Raw genomic sequence first — 21,294 nt, forward strand, 5'->3', positions numbered from 1 at the left:
CAAGGAAGGACGATCAGTGACCATCGACCAGGTCGACATCAACATCACCAGCCCCGGACGGAACTTCGTCACCCTCAAGATCACGACCTCGGACGGCATCGTCGGCTGGGGCGACGCCACCCTCAACGGACGCGAGCTCTCGGTCGCGTCCTACCTGAGGGACCACGTCGCCTCGACCCTCATCGGCCGTGACGAGGACCGCATCGAGGACACCTGGCAGTACCTCTACCGCGGCCCCTACTGGCGGCGCGGACCGGTCACCATGGCGGCCATCGCCGCGGTCGACATGGCCTTGTGGGACATCAAGGCCAAGAAGGCCGGGATGCCCCTCTACCAGCTCCTCGGCGGTGCGAGCCGCTCGGGAGTCCGCGTCTACGCCCACGCCTCCGGCACCGATTACGACGCGCTCGCGAACGCCATCACGGGCTATCGGGAGCTCGGCTTCACCGCCGTGCGCGTGCAGACCGGCGTGCCGGGGCTCGGTCAGATCTACGGCGTCTCGGCGGCCGGACCGGGCGTCCGCTACGACTACGAGCCGGCCAAGCGCGCCGAGAACGGCCGTCCGAGCGAAGAGACCTGGGACACGCGCAACTACCTCAACCACATGCCGGGGATCTTCGCCAAGATCCGCGAGGACTTCGGCACCGACCTGAGGATCCTCCACGACGGCCACCATCGAATGACGCCGATCGAGGCCGCGCGCTTCGCGAAGGACATCGAGCCGTACGACCTGTTCTGGCTCGAGGACTGCACCCCGGGCGAGGACCAGACGGCGCTCCGCCTCGTGCGCCAGCACTCGACGACGCCGCTCGCGATCGGCGAGGTCTTCAACACCGTCTTCGACTACCAGACGCTCATCACCGAGCGCCTCATCGACTACGTCCGCTCCGCCGTCACCCACACCGGCGGCATCACCGCGATGAAGAAGCTGCTCGACTTCGCCGCGATCTACGGGATCAAGTCCGGCATCCACGGTCCGACCGACATCTCGCCCGTCGGGATGGCGGCGGCGCTCCACCTCGACCTCGCGATCCACAACTTCGGCATCCAGGAGTACATGCCGCACAACGAGCAGACGCTGGAAGTGTTCCAGACGTCGTTCACGTTCGACCGCGGCTTCCTTCACCCGGGGGAGCAGCCCGGGCTCGGTGTCGAGCTCGACGAGGACGCAGCGGCCGCCTTCGAGTACACCAAGGCCTACCTCCCCGTGAACCGGCTCACGGACGGGACCGTCCATGACTGGTGACATCGCGCGGCTTTCGCTCCCGCAGAAGACCGCGCAGTCGCGACTCATCGTCGTCGCGCGAGCCCGCAGCGCCGAGGACTACGACCCCGTGCTGAAGGTGCTCATCGACGCCGGCATCCGCAGCGTCGAGCTGACCCTCACGACACCGGGGACGATCGAGCACCTCCCGAGGCTGGTCGAGCGCTTCGGCGACGACGCCGACATCGGGATCGGGACCGTGACCGACACCGACCAGCTCCGGCGTGCGGTGGACGCGGGCGCCCGCTACCTCGTCACCCCGATCACGGTTCCCGCGCTCCTCGCCGCGGCGGTGGAGGCCGGTGTGCCGCTCGTGCCCGGCGGGTTCACGCCGACCGAGCTGTTCGCCTCATGGTCGGCCGGCGCCTCCGCCGTCAAGGTGTTCCCTGCCGGACGGCTCGGTGCGGGATACGTCAAGGACCTGCGCGGACCGTTCCCCGACATCGAGGTGGTGCCGTCCGGAGGCGTCGACCTCGAGACTGCCTCGCAGTGGCTCGCGGCCGGTGCCGCGGCCGTGAGCGTCGGCGGCCCGCTGCTGGGCGACGCGTTCCAGGGCGGCGACCTCGGCGCCCTGCGCGAGCGGGCCAGGGCGTTCGTCGCCGTCGCCGCGGGCGGCAGGGCATGACCACCGTGTCCGACCGCCGACGGGTCGCGACGCTCGGCGAGACCATGGCCCTCGTGCGCAGCCGCGACATCGGCAGCCTCCGGCACGCGTCCGACCTCGCTCTCGGCATCGGCGGCGCCGAGAGCAACGTCGCGATCGCCCTGCGCAGGCTCGGCCTCGACGTCACGTGGCTCGGTCGGGTCGGCGACGATTCGCTCGGGGAGCGCGTCGTGCGCGAGATCCGCGCGGAGGGGGTCGACGCGCGCGCCGTCGTGGATGCGGACGCACCAACGGGGCTCATGCTCAAGGAGCGTCCGACCCCGGCGTCGACCCGCGTGCTCTACTACCGAGCCGGTTCGGCCGGATCGCGGCTGTCGGCCTGCGATCTGCCCGACGGCTGGATCGAACAGGCCGATCTGCTGCACCTCACGGGCATCACGGCGCTCATCTCCGAGTCGGCCCGCGAGACCCTCTCGGTCGCGATCGACCGCGCCCGCGCGGCCGGCGTCGTGGTGACCTTCGACATCAACTACCGTTCCTCTCTCGCTTCCCCGGCCGTGGCGGGACCGTGGCTCCGTGATGTGGCCGAACGGGCCGACATCGTGTTCGGGGGTACGGAGGAGCTCGAACTGCTCTACCCGGGCACGGATGCCGCGGCCGCGTGCGAGCGCCTCCTCGCGCATCGACCCGCCGAGGTCGTGCTCAAGCGCGGCGCCGACGGTGCCACGGCCGTGCTCGCGACGCGGACGGTCGAGGCCCCGGGGTTCGTCGTCGACGTCGTCGACACGGTCGGAGCCGGCGACGCCTTCGTCGCCGGGTACCTGAGCGGCCTCCTCGACGGATCGGAGGTCGCGGCACGCCTCCACCGCGCCAACGTCTGCGGAGCGATGCTCTGCATGACCCCCGGCGACTGGGAGTCCAGCCCCACACTTCGGGAGGTCCGGCAGTTCACCGCCGGAATCGGCGACCCCGTGCTCCGTTGACACTCGTTCTCCGCAAGGGCGGACCCGGTCCGGACGCGCAGATTCGGCTCGGGGTGAACCTGCCTGACGGCCGAAGTCACCAGGCGGTACTGTCACGCTGATTATCGGACTTTGACGACTGTATCCTCAGGACGCTGCAGCCTCGCTAACACGGAGCCGGACCGTTGCCGCGCCGAGCAGTGTCGCGTCGAGGGCGTGAGCGAGCGCTCGGGTATAGAGGTCCCCGAGGATCGGCTCCACCTCGGTGCGACGACCGGCGCGGAAATCGCGATACAAGGATGTGGCGAACCGTGAGCCAGGTGTAGTGAGCGCCGCCGCAACCTGCGCACGGGCCTGCGCCCGGACCGGGTGCCCCTCCGCCGCGATCACCGCAGCGACCTGCTCGATTACCTGCTCGATGATCGCCGGGCCATCCTCGACGGCGAGGATTGCTCCGGCTGGCCCGCCGAGGAGGATCGTTGCACTTCCGCCGGCGGCCATGAAGAACCACTTCTCCCACATCTCCTGCACGATCGTCTCGGACACTCGCGACTCGAAGTCTGCAGGCGCGAAAAGCGCCTCGACCGCACGGACCCGATCGCTCGCGGAGCCGTCGAGCTCCCCGAACGCGATGCTCGCCCCCGGCGCGACCTGCCGGATGACCCCATCCGGTTGCAACTCGGTCGCAACCAGGCACACGCCGCCGAGCACACGACCAGCGCCGAATCGGGTTTGAAGCACGTTAAGGTGCCGCATTCCGTTCAGCAGGGGCAGGATGACGGTTTCCGCACCGACGGCGGGAGCGATGTCGTTGACAGCCGCTCCGAGGGCCGTTCCCTTGGTGGCCAAGAGCACCAGATCGTATGGGCCGCTTAGTTCGGCCGCGGTCACCGTCAATACGGGTATCGCGACCTCGCTCCCAACGGCTTCGGCGATGCGGATGCCGCTCTGGGCGAGTTGGTTGTGCCGGCCGGGCCGGACTAGGAAGGTGACGTCAGCGCCGGACTGGGCAAGGCAGCCACCGAAGAATCCGCCGACAGCACCGGCTCCGACAACGAGAGTACGCATATACTGCAACCTCACTTCTCGATTGAGACAACCCGCTCAGGGAAGATTGTTTCAGGTTCACCCCATCCGGGTACGCCGCGCGCACCTCGGCCTTCAAACGCATCTCATCAGTCACGTTGCCCCGACGCGTCGAAATGAGGGCGATTGACGCCCTGTCGTTCCCCGGTGGATGTCATCGTCGACCATTTCCTCTCGCTCGACAGACTGCCCGAAAAGTGGCCTCACGGCGCCGCGAACTAGCTTTTCTGTGGGCGGCAGCGCGCATGTCGTCTCGGCCGTGGAGGACAGCGGCCAACAGCGGCACATTCGGGCGCTGGCTCTGCGGGATTCTAAGACGGGCTGATTCCGAACGCGTGGGCCAGGCCCTGGATCTTCTGGGCGCGGGCCAAGCGTGGCAGGTCGCTTCCGTCGCGAACCACTCCGCCGCTCGCGGCGAAGTCCTCCAGGAAGGTGCGGGCCCAGAGCACGTCCGCGGCTGTCGGACTGATCGCCTCGTTCACGACCGGCAACTGGTCGAGACGGAGGCAGAGCTTCCCGGTGAGACCCAATGCGACCGCATGCTCGGACTGCTGGCGTAAGGCCGGGTATCCGGCGACGACCGTCGGACCATCGATCGGTCCGGGGAGTTCCCCGATGCGACTCGCAACCACAAGGCGGGAGCGCGGGTACGCCATCGCGAGATCGTCCGCGCTTGCGCCGGTGTCGCGACGGTAGTCGCCGCTGCCGAATGCCAGACGGAACACGCCACCACTCTGGGCGATCGTCACGGCGTTCTCGATGCCGAGTGCGGACTCGATGAGCGCGATAACCGGCGTTGTCCCACCCAGTTGCTGCGCGGTGTCCTCAACGTCGATGACAGATTCCGTTTTGGCCAGCATCACACCGGCAAGGCCGGGGACACCGGCCAACTCTGCGACGTCGTCGCGCCAGTACCTGGTGCTGCGCGCGTTGATGCGCACCCAGGCGCTCCCACCGCCGAGGAACCAGTCAACGACGCCGCGCCGCGCACCGGCTTTGAACGCAGGATCGACAGCATCCTCGATGTCGAGAATGATTTGGTCCGCCGCGGAGTCGTGTGCCGCATCGAACGTGTCGGGTCGCAGACCCGAGACAAGCAGCCACGAGCGGGCAATGTCCGCTCGGATGCCGTGCCGGCTCGATGTTCGGTCGAGAATGAATGTCATGGTTATCTCCACGTGAGGGGAGGATGGGCCCGCCAACGGGGGAATGGCGGACCGATCCGGTCTTGAGCCGGTCAGCCATCCGCTGCCCTCGGCTTGATGGCGGTCGGGGTCAAAGCTCCAAGCGCACTCGCTGCGTCGGTTTCAGGTTCGAGGACTTGCATGGTCACCTGATCTGTCTCGACGACGCCATCAGGGCCAACGAATTCGACCCTCACCGGTTCGCCCGAGCGCGCGTCGATGTATTGCCAAGACGGTGCACGTCCATTGGGCACGTTGCGGTCGCCCCAATCCTGCAACCCGCACAGGACCACACTGAGTTGTCGACCAATCGGCGTGAGTTGATAGTCCTCCCGCGTGCGGGCACCGTCCGCCTTGTAGACGCGCCGCTCGAGCACCCCTAATTCGATGAGCTTCGCAAGGCGATCGGACAAGATATCGGGCGCGACTTCTAACCGCGCTCGGATATCGCTGAACCGGGTGATCCCCATCATTACGTCGCGGACGATCAGCAGAGTCCATCTCTCGCCGAGCACGACCAGTGACCGTGCCACGCCGCATCGCTCGTTCACGGGAGATAACGCCTTCATGGCAGCAGACTAGTTGAGTAGGAATTACCAAGCAAGCCTTTTGTACATCTTGCGAACATGCGACAGCCCGGCCGCACGACCTCCGCTCCGAGAAGCCGAAGGCCGCAACATTTGCTTTAGGCTGCATCTCATGTCCACGAGCACGCCTGCGAGACGGACGGGTGGACGCAGTGCGGCGGTCATCCACGGGGTGCACGCCGCCGTTGAAGACCTCATCCAAGAAAAATGCGGAGAGCGGGTCACCGTCCCGATGATCGCCGAACGCGCCGGCGTAAACCCGACCAGCATCTACCGCCGCTGGGGCAACCTTCCCACGTTGCTCAACGACATCGCGGCCTATCACTTGAATCCGGACCGTCCCATGGTCACGCGCGGCGACCTCCGCAAAGACCTCATCAGCTGGGCCGAGGGCATCAGGACGCACTTCCAAAAGCCGCTCAACGCCGCCCTCCTTCGCGGCGGTGTCGCCACCTCCGGCGAGCGCACATCCGACTGCCTGCGCACCAGGCGCGCCGAAGCTGAGCAGCTGCTCGCCCGGCACCCCGTATCGTCTGTCACCGTCAGCGACGTGATGGACGTTGTAATTGCCCCGATCATCACTCGAGTCCTCTTCGAGCCGTGGACACTCGGCGACGCCAGCGTGGACGACATCGTCTCCCGGCTGTTCCGGTCCGATGAGGCCGCGGTCGAAGCAGGCGGAGGGCCAAGACACATGCCTTAGCCACCAAGGGGTCCGTGGTCTCTCTTCGATGTGCGGAGCCGCCCGCTCAGCCCCGAAATTGACATCGCCGAGGTGAACTCAGTATCACCGCGACCGGCCCTGCCGCTTGATCAGGCGATGCGGCTCCGCATGGTGATCAGGACCGGTGCGAGCTCCGAGCCACGACGGAAGCCGTCTGGGATGCAGTGCGCGCCACTCAATGCTCGCGACGAGCACAGTTCGGCGCCGGACCGCAGGTCCCGCCAGATCGTTAGCGATTCGCAGGCCGGATGACCGCCCAGCCTGCGGCGCAAAGAGCGGCGGCGACCGTGGTCGCGTCGCCAAGGTACCCGGCGACCATTGCGCCATCTCGGAGCATGACGAGCTGGTCGGCTTTGCGGGAGGAGTCCGCCACCCCGACCTGGTCGAGGAGTCCGCGGGTCGCATCTCTGAACCATCGCCGGTGCGCATCCACCACCAGCCGGACGCGGTGCGAGGGGTCGGGGTATTCGGCCGCCGCGTTGATGAACGGGCATCCGCGAAAGCCGGGCGAGCAGCTTTCCTCGCCAATGCCGTTGGCGATCATCCGCAACGCTTCGAGCGGATGGTTTGCCTCGGCACAGGCACCCTGGATTGCGCCGCGCTCCCACGCTGCCCGCTTCTCCAGGTAGGCCACGATCAGGTCGTCTTTTGTCGGGAAGTGCCGATAGAAAGTGACTTTCGTTATGCCCACTTTCTCGATGATGCGATCAGCGCTGACGGCGCGCAGGCCGTTCGCGTAGAACAGCTCTGTGGCGGCGTCGATGATCCGCTCGCGCGTGGCGGGGCCGCCTCGGGTTGCGGTTGTGGTGGTCGTCACTCAATTCACCTCGTTGCTCTTCTTTTCCGTTGAGATGCCGAAGTCGATTCTCCAGCTTGCGCTCCAGCTGTCAGTACGGCATTCTCTCGTAGAGTTACTAGTTAGTCTACATGTCTGAAGGAGATAATCGATGTCTACTCCCACTTCCACACCTGTCGTCTTCATCCACGGTCTGTGGATCCACTCGAGCGCATGGCTGCCCTGGCAGAACGTCTTCCGCGAGGCAGGCTACGAGCCGAGCGCCCCGGGATGGCCGGGCGACAAAGCGACCGTTGCAGAGACCCGCGCCAATGCGGCCGAACTCGCAGGGGTCGGTATCGAGCAGATCACTGCTTCATACAGCCGCGCCATCGCGGCTCTCACGGCGAAGCCGATCGTGATCGGCCATTCCTTCGGCGGTTTGATCGCCCAGAAGCTCCTCGCCTCCGGGGAGGCCCGCGCCGCCATCGCGATCGATCCCGCCCAGATCAAGGGCGTCAAGCCTCTGCCGTTCGCGCAAATCCGCTCGGGGTTGCCGGTGCTGAAGAATCCGGCCAACAGGAATCGCGCCGTCTCCCTCACTTCCAAGCAGTTCCGCTACGGCTTCGGGAATGCGATCAGCGAGACCGAGTCGAACTCGCTGTATTCGGAATGGACCATCCCAGGCCCGGGTCGGCCGCTCTCTGAAGCGTCCGCAGCGAACTTCAGCAAAAGTTCTCCCGCAGCGGTGGACACAATCAGGTCCGACCGCGGGCCGCTGCTGATCATCGCGGGAGGCAAAGATCACACCGTGCCGGAGGTGGTCGCTAAGGCCGCCTTTCGGTTGTATGCGGGGTCGAGGGCTGTTACCGACTTCCGGGTGTTCCCAGACCGTGGGCACTCGCTCGTCCTCGACTCCGGGTGGCGCGCCGTCGCTGATGCGTCATTGTCTTGGCTCGCATCCCAGTCGCTTTAGCGACCATCACGCTCGCCAACTTTGTTCTGACGACTCGGGAGGACAGGCGACGCCTGCGGCCAGCCGGCGAAGAACATGCGTTTCTTGTCGGCTGGCCTCCGGTCGCCCCGGCATGTGCAGGTTGCGACCGTTGTTCGTAATTGAAGCGGGGGCGCGGTTTGCGGGCACGCGAATCGAAGATGTTCCACTTGGACGTAATAAGCAATCGGGTTATAGTTGGTACGAATTCATCGGCGCGGATCGGTTCCCCGGCTCAGCGCCCCGACGGAAGGGCTCCCAGGATGACGCCGTCCCCCTACGATCGAGCGGGCCTTCCCGAACTCGAGCGCCACGAACACTGGATTCCCGTTGACGGAGGAGTCAGCCTGCATGCCTGGGTGTTGCATCGCCGGGACCTGCCCGCGGACTCGCCGGCAGTTACGGTGGCGCACGGCTTCGGCGGCCTCGCTGAAGGTGGCCTGATGCACTATGCAGAGCGGTTCGCCGACGCTGGCTTCGTTTCGATCATTCACGACCACCGCACGTTCGGCCGCAGTGGCGGCTGGCCGCGTCAGGACATCGACCCGTGGCAGCAGATTCTCGACTGGCGCCTCGTCATCACTTACCTCCAGCAGCTGCCCGATGTGGATCCTGACCGGATCGGTCTGTTCGGCTCCAGCTATGGCGGAGGTCACGCGCTCGTGCTCGCCGGCAGCGACCGTCGGATCAAAGCGGTAGTTGCTCAAGTGCCGACGATCAGCGGGTATGAGCAAGGGCTACGGCGCAATCCCACTCCTGAGGCTACCCAGGCGCTGCGGGATCGGTTCATCGCCGATGAGCGCGCCCGCTTGCGAGGAGAAGAGCCCGCGCGGCAGCTGCTTGTCACGACCGATCCGGATGTTCCGTCCGTGTACAAGGACCCGGGCATGATCGAGTACGAGGAACAGTTCCCAATGGACGATCTCGGTCGGTTCGACCACAAGATCACGCTGCGCTCGACGCTGAAGGCCCAAATGTACGATCCGGGCGTTTGGGTCGAACGCATCGCCCCCACGCCGCTGCTCATGATTTGCGGTACGCAGGACACCATGACCCCGACAGATCTGCAACGTGCGGCCTTTGAACGCGCCGGCGAGCCCAAGCGACTCATAACGTTCGAGGGCGGCCATTTCGGCGGCTACGTGGACCACTTTGAGACCGCCGGAGGTGGCGCGGCCGCGTGGTTCACCGAGTACCTGCACCCCTTCAGCGAAAGAGGCAACTCATGAGCAAGGACCTTCGCTTCGACGTGCACGTTGCGGCTCCCACACCAGAAACGGGGACCCCTCCCGTGCCGCACGGCTACCCGGCCGTCGCGTCGCCGGTGTCATCAACACTCATCTCCGGCGAAAATGACGCCGTGCTGGTCGACACCCCGTGGACGATCGAGCATGTGCGAGTCATCAGCGACTGGATCGCGGCGTTCAACAAGCGGCTGACGGCGATCTACATCACGCATGGCCACGCCGACCACTGGCGCGGCACGGCGGCTCTAATCGAACGCTTCCCCGAGGCGGCGGTCTACTCAACCGCCGGGACTGCGGCATACATCGCAGACGAGGAGGAGCACATGGAGGAGCGCTGGGGTCGCCGGTTCCCCGGCCAAGTATCACCTGGTGCCATCGAACCCCGAATCATCGGTCCGGAGGGCCTCGAGCTCGAAGGTCGGGAACTGCTACCGATCGAACTCGGGCACACCGACACCGACCAGACGACGGCGCTGTGGGTGCCGTCGATCCGACTTGCCATCGCCGGTGATTCTGTTTACAACCACTGCCATCAGTACCTCAACGAATCGGCTGATGGCGGCCTTGAGTCCTGGTATCGCGCTCTGGACATCATCGAGGCGTTGAATCCCCGCTATGCCGTGGCGGGCCACAAGGACGTGACCAAGCCGGACGACGGCGGGGCGGTCCAGCGGACTCGCATCTACCTCGACACTTTCGCCGAGCTGCTCATGCAGGGCGGCTGTACGCGCGAGGAGTTCTTCGACGAGATGATGCGACGCTTTCCCGGGTACGCGAACCCGAAGGCGCTCTGGCGCAGCGTGGTGACCCGCGTTGCGGACGCCGCGTAGAAACGACCGCCGGCGGGAGGCGGTTCAGGCCGCCGTGCCCCGCTCGCGCTGCTGTGCTCGTTTACGATCTCGGTACGCGCGTGCGTTGTAAGCGTTGCCGCACGTCGCCACATCGTGCCAGAGTTTGCTGCAGTTCTTGGAGCGGTCGAAAAAGGCGATGTCGCAATCCGGTGCTGCACAAATCTTCAGCCGCCGCAGCGTGTCGCGATACGAGGCCTTCACCAGCTGCACGAGCAGGTAGGACCGCAAAAGGTCCAACCCCCCACCCGTGGCGTGTAGCCTCACCTCACCGGATTCGAGACTGATCGAGGTACTCGCGCTCATGATCGGATGTTCGACCATGCCCGGGTCGGAGGATGCGACGATGGCGAGGCGCAGCTCGGATCGCAGGTGACGGAGTGTTTCTACACCATCCTCGTCGATCACAATGTCGAAGGTCGGGGCGAGCGAATCGACGTGACGCAACTGTTCTAGCCCGTCACGCAGCCAACTCTGTGCGGAAGGCTGGTCTGTCAGAAGATCGGGTTGCCCTGGCCGGCTCCCCGACGTCGTGTTGAGCAACGCCTCAACGAACGCGAGGCCGCCTGGGCCGTCCTCTACGCCGTAACGAGAGGAGGAGGCCCAGGCGGCCGTGGGCGTTGTGGTCATTGCAGCTCCGAAAAGGGTGCACTGTGGTGCAGTGATACACCGAGCTTAAGCCACGTGAGCGCTGCCCTCCTGCTCCTGATAGAAATGTGAGGAATCGACGACACCTTCAAGGCGCCGGCCCAGTTCCGCAGAGAACCGCATTGCAGCACCGAGAGGCCGGTGGTGAATGGCGGCGTGCACGATCAGTCCTTCCGAATCCTTCGTCAGGATGGTCACGCCGTTCATTTTCAGTCCGCCCAGGGCGACAGCCGTCCACTGTAGATAGCTCGTGTCCCCGGCATCGGCGCTCGCGGTGAATTCGAGATTCTCATAAATGTTGCTGGCCCGTCCCATCGTGGCCGCCACCTGTTCGCGGCCATGTATCGGCTCGATCAGCGCGCTCGCCTCCAGGACAACGTTCTCCGCGAAACTGGCGGCGAAGCTATCGGCCGACTTGTCGGCGAACGCGCCGGTCCAGTTTGCGCCAGCAATACGCTCGGAAACGTCAACAAGGTCTCGAAGGAGATCCGCAACGCGCTCCGGACGTTCGACGTGGAGCCAATGGCCTGCCCCGGCCAGCTCCTCGAAGCGGGCGCCTGGAAAGTGCGGGACGATGGCGGCCTGAACGAGTTCCGGTGATACAAACCCGTCGGCCTCGCCGGTGACGACGATGACCGAGCCGGTGAATTGGGTCTCGGGCGACGCTGCAGTAACTCCGTCATTCCACGCGTGCACATATGCCGCAGCTGTCTCCGGTGCGACTCGTTTGCCGCCCTCAGCCAGCACGTCCAGAGCTGCGGGCGCGAGGTTGGGGGCGAGTTGGAGGCGCACCGCCTGCTGCGCCTCCAGGTTTCCACCGAGCGTCGTAAAAGGAGCGATTGCCTCGGCGGGCAACCGCGTGCCGCCGAATGGCACCGGGGTGACAAGCAGCAGACCGACGACACGATCCGGGCGACGCTCGGCTGCTAGCTCGGCGACCTGGGCACCCATACTTTGGCCGGCGAGCACCACAGGAGATTCAAGGCCATCGATGATCGCCACGACCTCGGCGGCGAAACGATCCAAACTGAACGGACCGGGCTCGCCCGAGCGCTGGCCAGACCCCGGGAAGTCCACCCGCACCGTGGGTACCGAACCCTGCAGCTGATCCACGACAGCGCCCCAGGCGTTTGCGTCGTCGAGGAACCCGTGCAGCAGGATCGCGGTGGTCGTACTGGGGTCGGCGGTGCCATCACGTGTTACGGGCACCGAGTGGATTGTTTCAGTCATTCTTGCTCTCCTGTCGTAGAACCGGACGGCGACCATGCCGTCGTGTCGAGGGGCGAGTAGTCGGCGGGACGGTCGTCCAGCCGCGGCGCCCGGTGTGTCCGCCAGTGCTCGACGACCTCGTCGGCTAGCGGAGTGGTGAAGATGTTGTCGACGAGGGTGTACTCGGCGGCGAGCCGGCCGAATGCACCGGTCGCGCCCACGTCGATGCGCCCTCCGGGCAAGTAGAGATCGTCCCGGATATGGAACCGCTCGACTCTTCCCCAGACGACGTGGTCGGGCAGGGGCGGCGTCGGGATGATCCGGTCCACCGTGCACTCAAACGCGACCGGGGCCTCGAGGATCCGGGGCGCTGATATGACCTCGCAATTGCCCTTGGTGAGGCCGAGAGCCTCGAACTCGTCTACGTCGGAGGCGAATTCGAAGGCCGACCGGTGAACGCGGTGAGCATTCTCGAGCGTGGTCATGTTGATCACGAACTCGCCCGTGTCGCGAATGTTGAGGTAGGTGTCCTTCAGCGTCTCGCCGTCAGCGCGTGGCTGTAACGAGATTGAGAGCATCGGAGGCATCCGGCCCACGACCGTGAAGAACGACACGGGCGCAATGTTCCCCACGCCGTCGGTCGAACGTGTGCTGACCCAGGCGATGGCCCGAGGAAGCACCGTCCCAATCAGGAGTTTGTAACTCGAGGTGGGGTCCAGATCGGCAGAATCGATGATCGTGAGCGTTCTCCTTTGAACAGACGCGCCAGGACGCGTCTTCGCCGTATACCAGTCGTCATAGGCTATCACTGTTTAGCACTGACGCATCGGAGCGGCCATAGATTGTTCGCCCGGTCAACATTGATCGAGCATCGGATGGCTGCCCGTTCGGCGGTCGGCGAGCTCCCCATTGGCCGCGGAGGCTGTCTACCGTAGGCGGCGAGTGCTCTAGCTATGGCCCCGCGCGAAGGTGGCGGCCGCGCTTAGACGTTCGTTCTCGGCATCGCTAACGTCGGCAGGGGTGCTTCTCGGAGTGGACTTGGGTCCACCTTTATCGGTTGTCCCCGATCGGACTCTCGGAGACGGAGCTGCGGCACGCCCAGCAGGAGCAGTGCAGGCGTGTGCGCGATTCTTCTGCATCGGCGAGCAGGGCTGGCCTCCGTGCGACCCCGCCCCAGGTGGTAACACTCGCCATTCCGGCAGCGAGCCGACCACGACTAGCCTCCCCACGATTCCATCTCGGACGCATGGCTCGTGAGGCGAGAGTCAACATGACCCAGCTGGGGCAACCCTTAGCCGCCGATTTGCGGGACGCGGGGTATTGGGCCGTCCTGTTTTGCGCGGACGCCGACAATGACATTCCTCGGCAGCGCGCCGACATTACCGCCCCATCCGCGCCTCGAGAGGCGAAAGTGACATCGTGATGCCCACGACCCCAAGTGATCTGCAGGCCCCCAGGGAAGTGGGGATCGTGTTCGCAAATTACAAGTGGCGGTGCGCGCCAGGGGTTCCACTTCTCTCGCTAGGACAACTCCGGCAGCACGGTGTGCGCGTGGGGGAGTTCTCGCAGGATGTGGTCGAGGATGTCGACTGAGTGCTTCGGCGGGTCGGCGCGCTTGCGGGTATCGTCGACGAGCTGAAGGATGTCCATCATCATCCCCGCGGTGGTGCGAACACTCAAATCGGAGACCTGCAGCCCCATCCGCTGCGCGATCGCTTCTTCGAGATCTTCGCGAGCTTCAAGGAAGATGACCCAAACCTTCGCCCGCACGGCGGGGATGTCATCGACGACGCGACGCAGCTGTGCGACCCGATTCTTTGGATTGTCCGTCTCAGCCGCCATCGCCCGAAGCGCTTCGGCCATCGCCGATCCCAGCGGCTCACGCTCCGGTCGGGCCCGGAGGTAAGCACCGAAGCTGAACGTGGCGGTCAACCTGTCCAGCAAAAGCAAGTCCTTGCTAGGGAAGTAGCGGTAGAGCGTCGTGGTGCCGACCTCAGCCCGTTCGGCGATCTGCTCCATAGTCGTCTCGTCATACCCGTCGCGCAGGAACAGATCGATTGCCACGTCGACCATGTGCTCCCGCATGCGAGCCGCCTTCTTCTCACGCAACCCCATACCTGCATCGTATTGCAATCGGACTTGACTTCCCATCGGTAGACGCTTATTTTCGGTAGTCACTACCGAAACGTAGTTTATCCCTCTTGCACAAAGGAGTGTTCCCATGACTATTTCCGCTACCACCCCAGGAGGTGAGGTGGGATCGGCTGCGGTGGACCGAACCCCTCTGCCGCGCCTGCTATCAGCTCTGTTCGTCTCGAACGTCAGCGCGTTCGTCGGCTTACTCACTCCACTGCAATTGCTAATGACCCTCCACCTCACCCGCATCGCCGGACCGGAGGCCGCCGCAGCGTTCGGCGTCGTCACAGGATTCGGTGCGCTCTTCGCCCTCATCGGAAACCCCCTCGGTGGTCGTATCAGCGATCGCACGGCTGCGCGCTTCGGCCGACGCCGCACCTGGATTCTCACCGGCGCCGTCGGTGGATCATTGACCGTGGTCGGCATGAGCTTCACCACGGCGGTGTGGCAGATGGCCATCATCTGGTGTGCGACCCAGCTCCTGTTCAACTTTCAGCTCGCCGCGACCAGCGCCCTGATCGCCGATCAAGTGCCTCAGACGCGGCGAGGCACAGCCTCGGGCGTGATAGGGCTCTCCGCCGCCGTCGGACCGCTGCTCGGGATCGCCGCGGTGAGCGCAATCAGCGATCCGGCGGCCCAATGGATCGTCACTGCGGTGGCCTCGGCCGGGCTCGGCACCGTCGCCGTTCTGCTCCTCCGTGATCGGCAGCATCGCCTACCGGCAGGCCAGCGGCGCCTGGGTCTGATTGAGATCGTGAAATCGTTGTGGCTCAATCCGTGGCACCACCCGGCATTCGGATGGGCGTGGCTCGCGCGATTCCTCATCACCTGCGCCATCGCTGCATCCAGCTACAACGCATTCTTCCTCATCGATCGATTCAAGGTGACCCCGGCCGCAGTGGCTGGTTCTGTGCTCCTGTTGTCGCTGATCAACGTCGCCCTTCTCGCCTTGACCAGCGTCGTCGCCGGGTTGCTCTCCGATCGGCTCGGCCGCCAGAAGCCCTTCGCCATCGCTGCAGGAATCCTCGCGGCCGGCGCCATGACGCTGATGGCCGTCGCCTCCGACATGAGCCTCGTGTTCGTGGCCATCGCTTGTCTGGGCATCGCGACAGGGCTGCTGTCATCGGTCGACCTCGCCCTCTGCGTGCGGGTGCTGCCCAGCAAGGAGAACGCGGGCAAGGACCTCGGCGTCGTCAACATGGCCAACACCCTCCCGCAGTCCATCGTTCCGTTCGTCGCCCCGGCGCTACTTGCACTCGGGAGCTTCGGCGCCCTATACATCGCACTCGGCATCGCGGCGATCCTCGGCGCCGTCGCAGTCATCCGCATCCCGGAGGTCGGCCGCGAATCCGACCCCCGTTTCGCTGCCATCACCCGCCCGTCGGCGGTTAGAGCGTGAACCGGACCACCGAAGAGGGAGCCTCCATGAATCTGTTGTCCGTTTCGTCCTACAGCGTGCGTGAACAGCTCGGGCCGGCGTCCTTCTCCTACGTCGACGGGGAAGGCGCACCGCAGACCCTCGTGTTCGATTTTCCGAAGGTCGTCGAGCTCGCCGATTATCCGGCGATCGCTGCGCAGAGATTCGGGGTGCGGGCGGTCGAAGCGGCGGCGTTCCAGTTCACGGGTGTCGAGGATGCCAACCTCGACCTCTTCGCCGCCTCGGCTCGGAGCGCGGGCGTCGAGCTGCTGAACATCGCAGTCGACACGGGAGATCTGCTGCAGACCGACCTCGGCAAGCGAACCGCTGACATCACTGAACTGAAGACGTGGATCGCACGGTGCGCGGACCTGGGGTTCCGATTCGTGCGCATTAACCCCGGGTCGCCGTTCAGCGCGCACCACGGGGAGGTTCCTCCGAGGCATCTCGTCGAAGCGCTGGTCGAGCTAGGCCGATACGCCGGCATGCGCGGAGTACGACTGCTCGTCGAGAATCACGGTGGCCCTTCGAGCGACCCCGCGTGGATGAACGCCCTGCTGGATTCCGTGGGACCGGAATCCCTCGGGTTGCTCCTCGACCTAGGAAACTTCGACACCATCATCGCCCCGCTGATGGCCGCGATGCTCGACACCGCCGTGGAGGCGCCGACCGATCCGTTCGCGGGCATCGATCTCGAGCCGGTATACGAAGGCATCAAGGCGCTTGCCGGGCGCGCCGAACTGGTGCACGTGAAGGCCCACCGGGTCGGCGACGACGGAACCGTCGGCATCATCGACCTGCCCCGTGCTCTTGCCATCCTCAGCGCGCACCAGTACGAGGGGCCTCTCACGGTCGAATACGAGGGCGATGGCGGCGACCCCTGGGGCAAAACCTACCGCGTGCTGCAACTCACCGCGTCCGTCACCGCCGGATGATCCGCTCCATCAGCAAGGAAGATGCAATGTCAATAGAAAACCGAGACCGCGTGGACGTTCTGATCGTCGGCAGCGGGCCAGCCGGATCGATGTATGCGCGCACCATCGGCGAATTAACCCCCCACGCCCGCATCCTCATGGTCGAGGCGGGTCCGAGCGTGCCTGGCATTCGCGGCGACCACACACAGAACATGACTGATGATGAGCGATCGGCCGTGCAGTTGCTTACGCAAGGCCCCGACGCGGGTCTTCAGCGCGATGCCGCCCTTATCGACATCGCCGAGGGGCTCGATCCAAGCCTGGAGTTTCGGCAGACCATCCTCCCCGGCCTGCACTTCGTCGATTCCCAGCCTGCTTTGCGGCCGGGGGACGTTGGGCTGCCGGCGGCGAGCATGTCGACGGGTGTCGGGGGCATGGGCATCCACTGGGGTGCATCGACCCCGCGCCCCCACCAGTCAGAGCGCATCCCCTTCATCCCGCGAGCCGAAATGGATGCCGCCCTCCTCCACGCAGAAGACGTGCTCGGGGTGACGAAACAGACACCTCCCGGAAGGGGCCTGCCCGGCCGGATCTACGCGGCTATGGCAGCGGAGTTCGATGGGCCCGGTCTCACGCCGGTCGGCTTCATGCCCAACGCAATTCGCTGGGAAGGGGGACGCCTGACGTTCTCGGGCACGGGCACGATCCTCGGTGACATCGAAAAAACGGTTCCGGGCTTCGAGTTGAGACCAGAGACGCTTTGCCGACGGGTTCTCGTCGATGATGACGGTGTCGCGGTCGGGGCGCAGCTCCGCGACCTCAGCTCGGGAGAGGTCTACACCGTCCGTGCTGCCCGCGTGATCGTGTGCGCCGATGGGCTGCGCACGCCGCAGGTCCTGTTCGCCTCCGGAATCCGCCCCGACGCTCTCGGTCACTACCTCAACGAGCACTACCAGATGGCGTCGTTCGTGCAGCTGAGCGACGAATTCGACCCGGCCCGGTTCGATCGCGATCCGACCCGGCTCGGCAACGTCCTGATCCCGTTCTCCGACGCACGCCCGATGCAGGGCGGCGTCATGGCTCTTGCCGGATCGCCCTACGCCCTTCCTCTCGGAGCGGACGCCGCAGCCTCGCGACTTGGCATTGTCGCCTGGTACGCGGCGAAAGACATCCGATTTGAGGACGCGGTGGTGTTCAGTGACACCGAGACCGACCACTACGGCATGCCGAAGATGACCATCCAGTACTCACGCACCGAGCGCGACCTCATGACCATCGCGCAGATGCGGGAGAACTCCCTGCGCTCTGCCGCCCTGATCGGCACGCTCAACGAGCAGCCGACCCTCGCCGCGGGCGGCTCCTCGTTGCATTACCAAGGGACCGTGCGGATGGGGGCCTTCGACGACGGCAACTCCGTGTGCGACGCCCAGCTGAAGGTGTGGGGCATTGAGAACCTCTACCTCGGCGGCAACGGGGTGATCCCTACCGCGACCGCAGCGAACCCGACCCTGACCATGCTCGCGCTCGCCTGGCGAGCGGCGACCGAAGTCGCGACATCGCTCGCCGACGAGTTCAGCAGCGCGGCACACGCAGCCCGATGAGACCTCGGCCGATCCGCACGGCGATCATCGGGACAGGAATGATCGCCGCGGTGCACGCGCGGGCGGTGCGCGCGGCCGGCGGCGAGATCGTCGGTTTCCTCGGGTCACGGGCGGGGCGCGCCAAGCATCTCGCGGCACAATGGGACGCAGCCGAATTCGTTGATCTAAAGGCGTTGCTCGGCGCCGACGTTGATCTCGTGCAGGTGTGCACGCCCAACAGCACGCACGTCGCATACAGTAAGGCTTCCCTGCGAAGCGGCAAACACGTCATCTGCGAAAAGCCGCTGGCCACCTCCGTGAAGGACGCCGAGCAGTTGGCGGACCTAGCAATATCCTCCAACCTGGTGGCGACCGTGCCTTTCGTGTACCGCTATCACCCGATTATTCGTGAGCTCCGCGCGCGGCGTATCGGGGGCGAATTCGGAGACTGGAACGCACTGCATGGCTCGTACACCCAGGATTGGTTGCTGCACCCGGGAGCGGGAAACTGGCGAGTGGATGACAAAGCCGGCGGAGCCTCGCGCGCCTTCGCTGACATCGGTTCGCACTGGTGCGATCTAGTGGAGTTCGTCAGCGGGGAACGAATCGCATCAACCAGCGCGGTGTTCTCGACCGCCTTTCCAAACCGTCCAGTACGCTCGACGGCTGCCTTCGCGCAGGGGCAAGCCAGTACGTGGTGGGCCCCCGTGAGGACGGAGGACATCGCGATAGCAACTTTCATCACCAGCAACGGCGTGCCAGCCAACGTCATCGTCTCGCAGGTTGCTGCAGGCCGCCGAAACCGACTGTGGTTCGAACTGGACGGGTCGAAAGGGTCAGCCGCATTCGACCAGGAAAACCCCGAAACCGCCTGGCTCGGCGGACTCGATGGTGTCAGAATCACCGCTCGAGGAACCCAGCCGCTATCACCAGACCAATCGCGGCTCTCTTACCTTCCAGCCGGCCACGCCCAGGGCTACCAGGACTGCTTCAACGCGTTCGTGGCCGACACGTTCTCCGCCATACGGGGTACGCGCCCAGAGGGACTCCCTGACTTCACCGACGGCGTGCGTGCCACCCGCGTTATTGACGCAGTCGCTCGGTCCTCAGCGTCGCGCGCTTGGACCGACGTCGCGGGCACCGCCTGATCCGTCCCGGTCGCCTCAAGTGACGCAGTAGCCGTTCCATGAGTTCCACGTATTCCAGCAGGCACAATCCCGGGGCGGCCCGAGTTGCGAAGCGACTTATTCCTCATGGTGGGGTGGGTCGCCACGGTGCAGACCATCCGCTGTGCCTAGAGGCTCGCAAGAAGCACGGTGTCCCGCTGACTCATCGTCAGCGGGACACCGTGCTTGCGTGTTCAGTGGACGGAATGGGCAGCGTCGAGGATCACCTTCGTCACCTGCAGCGGCTTCGCGAGCATGGAGAGGTGTGGCGCGTTGACCTCGGTGACGGTTCCATGCGCCCTCTGAGCCATCAGTCGCTGCTCGGCGGGCGGAAGAAGCCGGTCGGCGGTGCCGATGACGAACCAGCTGGGGATGGTCTTCCAGGCCGGCGTTCCGACGAACGGAGTGCCGAGTGCGCCGAAGGTCACCGGGCTCTGCCCGGCTGCGAGCACATCCGTGACTGCGGAGGGGAGGCTCGCAGCGAACACCGACTTGAATTTGTCCGTGCGAATGTAGCTGTCCCAGTCGGCCTGCTGAGCGTCGGGTATGGGCAGCACGACGTTGAAGACCGTGCTCGGGTCTGCAACGTTCAGCAGCGACCCGGGCGATGCGTTGGTGAGAGTCTGAGCGTTCTCGTTGTTGTCCGGCGCGAAGGCGTCGATGTAGACCAGAGCTTTGACGTCCGGATCGGCAAGCGCTGCTCCGGTGATCACCATTCCCCCATAAGAGTGGCCGACCAATACGACGGGGCCGGTGGTGCGCTGCTGGATGAAGTCCGCTACCGCTTTGGTGTCCGTCTCGAGCCCGCGGAGCGGGTTCGGCGCGGCGAGCACTGTGTAGCCCGCAGCCTGAAGAGCCGCGGTTTCGGGGGCGAAGCTGGAGGCGTCGGCCCACGCTCCGTGCACGAGCACGATGGTCGGTTTTGTGGTGGAGGAAGCGGTGGCGGCGTGCTTGGTGGCGACCGCGGCGCTGCTGACCTGGGCTGGGATGGCGACGGCGAGCAGGCCGGCAATGGCAGCAGCGACGGCTGCGACTTTGATGCGTCGGGAGCGGGTGTGTGGCTTCATGGTTCCGAGTATGGTGGCGCTGCAGACGGAAAGTTTATGCAGGAAACGCATGGTATGCGCGGCAGTTTCGATAGCCGGACGGCGATAGTTAGCAGAGGCGCAGGACCTTTCAATTCGTCCGAGCGCATCATCCGGGAAGCAATCGGATGAGACCACGCGAAGGACCGCTACAAGCCCACCGACTCGGCAGCGAATTGGTCATCTTGATGCCGAGGTCGCGCTGCGCGGGCAGCCAGCGCAGCGAATCTACATGCCCCGGCGGCGGCCAACCGCTCACACTCGCGTACAGCAGCGATGGCTCCTGAAATGGTCAATCCGCTGGGTGCCCGACTTCAATAGGACGAACGGGCTTAGGGACGCGGCCCGCCGCTGGTGTCAGGGTTCGTTCCTTGCACAATCCGGCCCAGCATCATGTGGAACCACGCGCGATCTTCGGCGGGGATGGCGGAGAGACGATGGTCGATGGCGGCTTCCTTGGCTACGGCGACTGTGGCTTTGACCTCCAACCCTTTTGCGGTGATCTGAGGAATTCGGGCGCGGCGGTCGCGCGGCGAGACGCTTCGGTTGATCAGACCGCCCGCCTCCAGTCGGTCGAGCAGGGCGACGAGGGTGGTCTTGTCGATGCTGAGTTCGGCGGCGATCTGGCCCTGTGTGCGCTCTCCACCGTCGCTGATCAGGGCGAGCACCAGCCAGTCCCTCAAGTCGACCAGACCGGCGTCGCGGGTGACCGCGTTGAACGACTCGGCCAGCGAGTCCGCAGCTCGTTGGGCGAGCCAGGAGAGGTCTTGGCTCGGATCGGGAGAGTCGCGCGGGTCAGGAGCGTTCACAGCCCGATTATAACCGTTGCCAGATAGTCCGAGGTCGGATAATCTTGTTACGACC

At 65.3% G+C, this 21,294-nt stretch carries 21 protein-coding genes; 11 read left to right on the forward strand and 10 right to left on the reverse strand.

Annotated features, from left to right (window positions below):
- Positions 1 to 16 precede the first annotated feature (16 nt).
- Genes manD through J2W45_RS16150 form a run of 3 tightly spaced genes read left to right on the forward strand, consistent with a single transcriptional unit; the run spans position 17 to position 2,851 of the window.
- The gene (manD, locus tag J2W45_RS16140; RefSeq protein WP_310133871.1) at positions 17 to 1,246 is read left to right on the forward strand and encodes a D-mannonate dehydratase ManD; all 1,230 of its coding nucleotides are present in this window, start codon (positions 17 to 19) and stop codon (positions 1,244 to 1,246) included.
- Positions 1,236 to 1,889 (forward strand): bifunctional 4-hydroxy-2-oxoglutarate aldolase/2-dehydro-3-deoxy-phosphogluconate aldolase, encoded by a 654-nt coding sequence (locus tag J2W45_RS16145; RefSeq protein ID WP_310133874.1) that lies wholly within the window; start codon positions 1,236 to 1,238, stop codon positions 1,887 to 1,889. Before manD ends, J2W45_RS16145 begins: the two co-directional genes overlap by 11 nt.
- Positions 1,886 to 2,851 (forward strand): sugar kinase, encoded by a 966-nt coding sequence (locus J2W45_RS16150; protein WP_310133876.1) that lies wholly within the window; start codon positions 1,886 to 1,888, stop codon positions 2,849 to 2,851. Before J2W45_RS16145 ends, J2W45_RS16150 begins: the two co-directional genes overlap by 4 nt.
- A 126-nt stretch (positions 2,852 to 2,977) precedes the next feature.
- On the opposite strand, the gene J2W45_RS16155 is transcribed toward J2W45_RS16150, so the two are convergent.
- The 3 genes from J2W45_RS16155 to J2W45_RS16165 all read right to left on the reverse strand — a co-directional run bounded on the left by J2W45_RS16155 (position 2,978) and on the right by J2W45_RS16165 (position 5,669).
- Positions 2,978 to 3,898 carry a 2-dehydropantoate 2-reductase gene (locus tag J2W45_RS16155; RefSeq protein ID WP_310133877.1) on the reverse strand — a complete coding sequence of 307 codons (921 nt, stop codon included), beginning with the start codon at positions 3,896 to 3,898 and terminating at the stop codon, positions 2,978 to 2,980.
- A gap of 329 nt (positions 3,899 to 4,227) precedes the next feature.
- Positions 4,228 to 5,088 (reverse strand): HpcH/HpaI aldolase/citrate lyase family protein, encoded by an 861-nt coding sequence (locus J2W45_RS16160; protein ID WP_396427123.1) that lies wholly within the window; start codon positions 5,086 to 5,088, stop codon positions 4,228 to 4,230.
- Positions 5,089 to 5,153: 65 nt separating this feature from the next.
- On the reverse strand, positions 5,154 to 5,669 hold the full coding sequence (locus J2W45_RS16165; RefSeq protein WP_310133882.1) for a winged helix-turn-helix transcriptional regulator: 516 nt from the start codon (positions 5,667 to 5,669) through the stop codon (positions 5,154 to 5,156).
- Between the two features lie 130 nt (positions 5,670 to 5,799).
- Here J2W45_RS16165 and J2W45_RS16170 point away from each other — a divergent pair, with 130 nt between their 5' ends.
- Entirely contained in the window at positions 5,800 to 6,390 is a 591-nt protein-coding gene (locus tag J2W45_RS16170; protein WP_310133884.1) for a TetR/AcrR family transcriptional regulator, read from the forward strand.
- A gap of 250 nt (positions 6,391 to 6,640) precedes the next feature.
- Here J2W45_RS16170 and J2W45_RS16175 read toward each other — a convergent pair whose 3' ends face one another.
- Positions 6,641 to 7,228, reverse strand: a complete 588-nt coding sequence (locus J2W45_RS16175; RefSeq protein WP_310133885.1) for a TetR/AcrR family transcriptional regulator — start codon at positions 7,226 to 7,228, stop codon at positions 6,641 to 6,643.
- A gap of 130 nt (positions 7,229 to 7,358) precedes the next feature.
- Here J2W45_RS16175 and J2W45_RS16180 point away from each other — a divergent pair, with 130 nt between their 5' ends.
- The 3 genes from J2W45_RS16180 (at position 7,359) to J2W45_RS16190 (ending at position 10,257) form a co-directional block, all read left to right on the forward strand.
- Positions 7,359 to 8,162: an alpha/beta hydrolase gene (locus J2W45_RS16180; RefSeq protein ID WP_310133887.1), complete on the forward strand. Its 804-nt coding sequence runs from the start codon at positions 7,359 to 7,361 to the stop codon at positions 8,160 to 8,162.
- Positions 8,163 to 8,341: 179 nt separating this feature from the next.
- Positions 8,342 to 9,409: an alpha/beta hydrolase gene (locus J2W45_RS16185; protein WP_310133890.1), complete on the forward strand. Its 1,068-nt coding sequence runs from the start codon at positions 8,342 to 8,344 to the stop codon at positions 9,407 to 9,409.
- The gene (locus J2W45_RS16190; RefSeq protein WP_310133892.1) at positions 9,406 to 10,257 is read left to right on the forward strand and encodes an MBL fold metallo-hydrolase; all 852 of its coding nucleotides are present in this window, start codon (positions 9,406 to 9,408) and stop codon (positions 10,255 to 10,257) included. Before J2W45_RS16185 ends, J2W45_RS16190 begins: the two co-directional genes overlap by 4 nt.
- Positions 10,258 to 10,281: 24 nt before the next feature.
- Here J2W45_RS16190 and J2W45_RS16195 read toward each other — a convergent pair whose 3' ends face one another.
- The 4 genes from J2W45_RS16195 to J2W45_RS16210 all read right to left on the reverse strand — a co-directional run bounded on the left by J2W45_RS16195 (position 10,282) and on the right by J2W45_RS16210 (position 14,247).
- A complete protein-coding gene (locus J2W45_RS16195) occupies positions 10,282 to 10,905 on the reverse strand; it encodes a CGNR zinc finger domain-containing protein (RefSeq protein ID WP_310133894.1) in 624 nt (207 codons plus the stop codon).
- A 45-nt stretch (positions 10,906 to 10,950) separates the two neighbouring features.
- Positions 10,951 to 12,153, reverse strand: coding sequence for an alpha/beta fold hydrolase (locus tag J2W45_RS16200; RefSeq protein WP_310133896.1), 1,203 nt, complete (start codon positions 12,151 to 12,153; stop codon positions 10,951 to 10,953).
- Positions 12,150 to 12,941 (reverse strand): flavin reductase family protein, encoded by a 792-nt coding sequence (locus J2W45_RS16205; protein ID WP_310133898.1) that lies wholly within the window; start codon positions 12,939 to 12,941, stop codon positions 12,150 to 12,152. The genes J2W45_RS16200 and J2W45_RS16205 overlap by 4 nt, the downstream gene beginning before the upstream one ends.
- Before the next feature lie 712 nt (positions 12,942 to 13,653).
- A complete protein-coding gene (locus tag J2W45_RS16210; RefSeq protein WP_310133899.1) occupies positions 13,654 to 14,247 on the reverse strand; it encodes a TetR/AcrR family transcriptional regulator in 594 nt (197 codons plus the stop codon).
- A 106-nt stretch (positions 14,248 to 14,353) separates the two neighbouring features.
- Between J2W45_RS16210 and J2W45_RS16215 the strand changes: the two genes are divergently transcribed.
- From J2W45_RS16215 to J2W45_RS16230, 4 genes are read left to right on the forward strand one after another with little or no spacing between them, the layout of a single operon-like run.
- Positions 14,354 to 15,667: an MFS transporter gene (locus J2W45_RS16215; RefSeq protein ID WP_310133901.1), complete on the forward strand. Its 1,314-nt coding sequence runs from the start codon at positions 14,354 to 14,356 to the stop codon at positions 15,665 to 15,667.
- A 26-nt stretch (positions 15,668 to 15,693) separates the two neighbouring features.
- Positions 15,694 to 16,620 (forward strand): sugar phosphate isomerase/epimerase family protein, encoded by a 927-nt coding sequence (locus tag J2W45_RS16220; protein ID WP_310133903.1) that lies wholly within the window; start codon positions 15,694 to 15,696, stop codon positions 16,618 to 16,620.
- A 50-nt stretch (positions 16,621 to 16,670) separates the two neighbouring features.
- Complete coding sequence (locus tag J2W45_RS16225; RefSeq protein ID WP_310133904.1) at positions 16,671 to 18,200, forward strand: GMC oxidoreductase; 1,530 nt, start codon at positions 16,671 to 16,673, stop codon at positions 18,198 to 18,200.
- On the forward strand, positions 18,197 to 19,327 hold the full coding sequence (locus tag J2W45_RS16230; RefSeq protein WP_310133907.1) for a Gfo/Idh/MocA family protein: 1,131 nt from the start codon (positions 18,197 to 18,199) through the stop codon (positions 19,325 to 19,327). The genes J2W45_RS16225 and J2W45_RS16230 overlap by 4 nt, the downstream gene beginning before the upstream one ends.
- 212 nt (positions 19,328 to 19,539) lie before the next feature.
- Here the strand turns inward: J2W45_RS16230 and J2W45_RS16235 are convergent, their stop codons facing one another.
- Positions 19,540 to 20,463 carry an alpha/beta fold hydrolase gene (locus tag J2W45_RS16235; RefSeq protein WP_310133909.1) on the reverse strand — a complete coding sequence of 308 codons (924 nt, stop codon included), beginning with the start codon at positions 20,461 to 20,463 and terminating at the stop codon, positions 19,540 to 19,542.
- A 299-nt stretch (positions 20,464 to 20,762) separates the two neighbouring features.
- Positions 20,763 to 21,239 (reverse strand): MarR family winged helix-turn-helix transcriptional regulator, encoded by a 477-nt coding sequence (locus J2W45_RS16240; protein ID WP_310133911.1) that lies wholly within the window; start codon positions 21,237 to 21,239, stop codon positions 20,763 to 20,765.
- Between the last annotated feature and the right edge of the window lie 55 nt (positions 21,240 to 21,294).

Source organism: Leifsonia shinshuensis, assembly GCF_031456835.1.
Classification (GTDB): domain Bacteria; phylum Actinomycetota; class Actinomycetes; order Actinomycetales; family Microbacteriaceae; genus Leifsonia; species Leifsonia shinshuensis_C.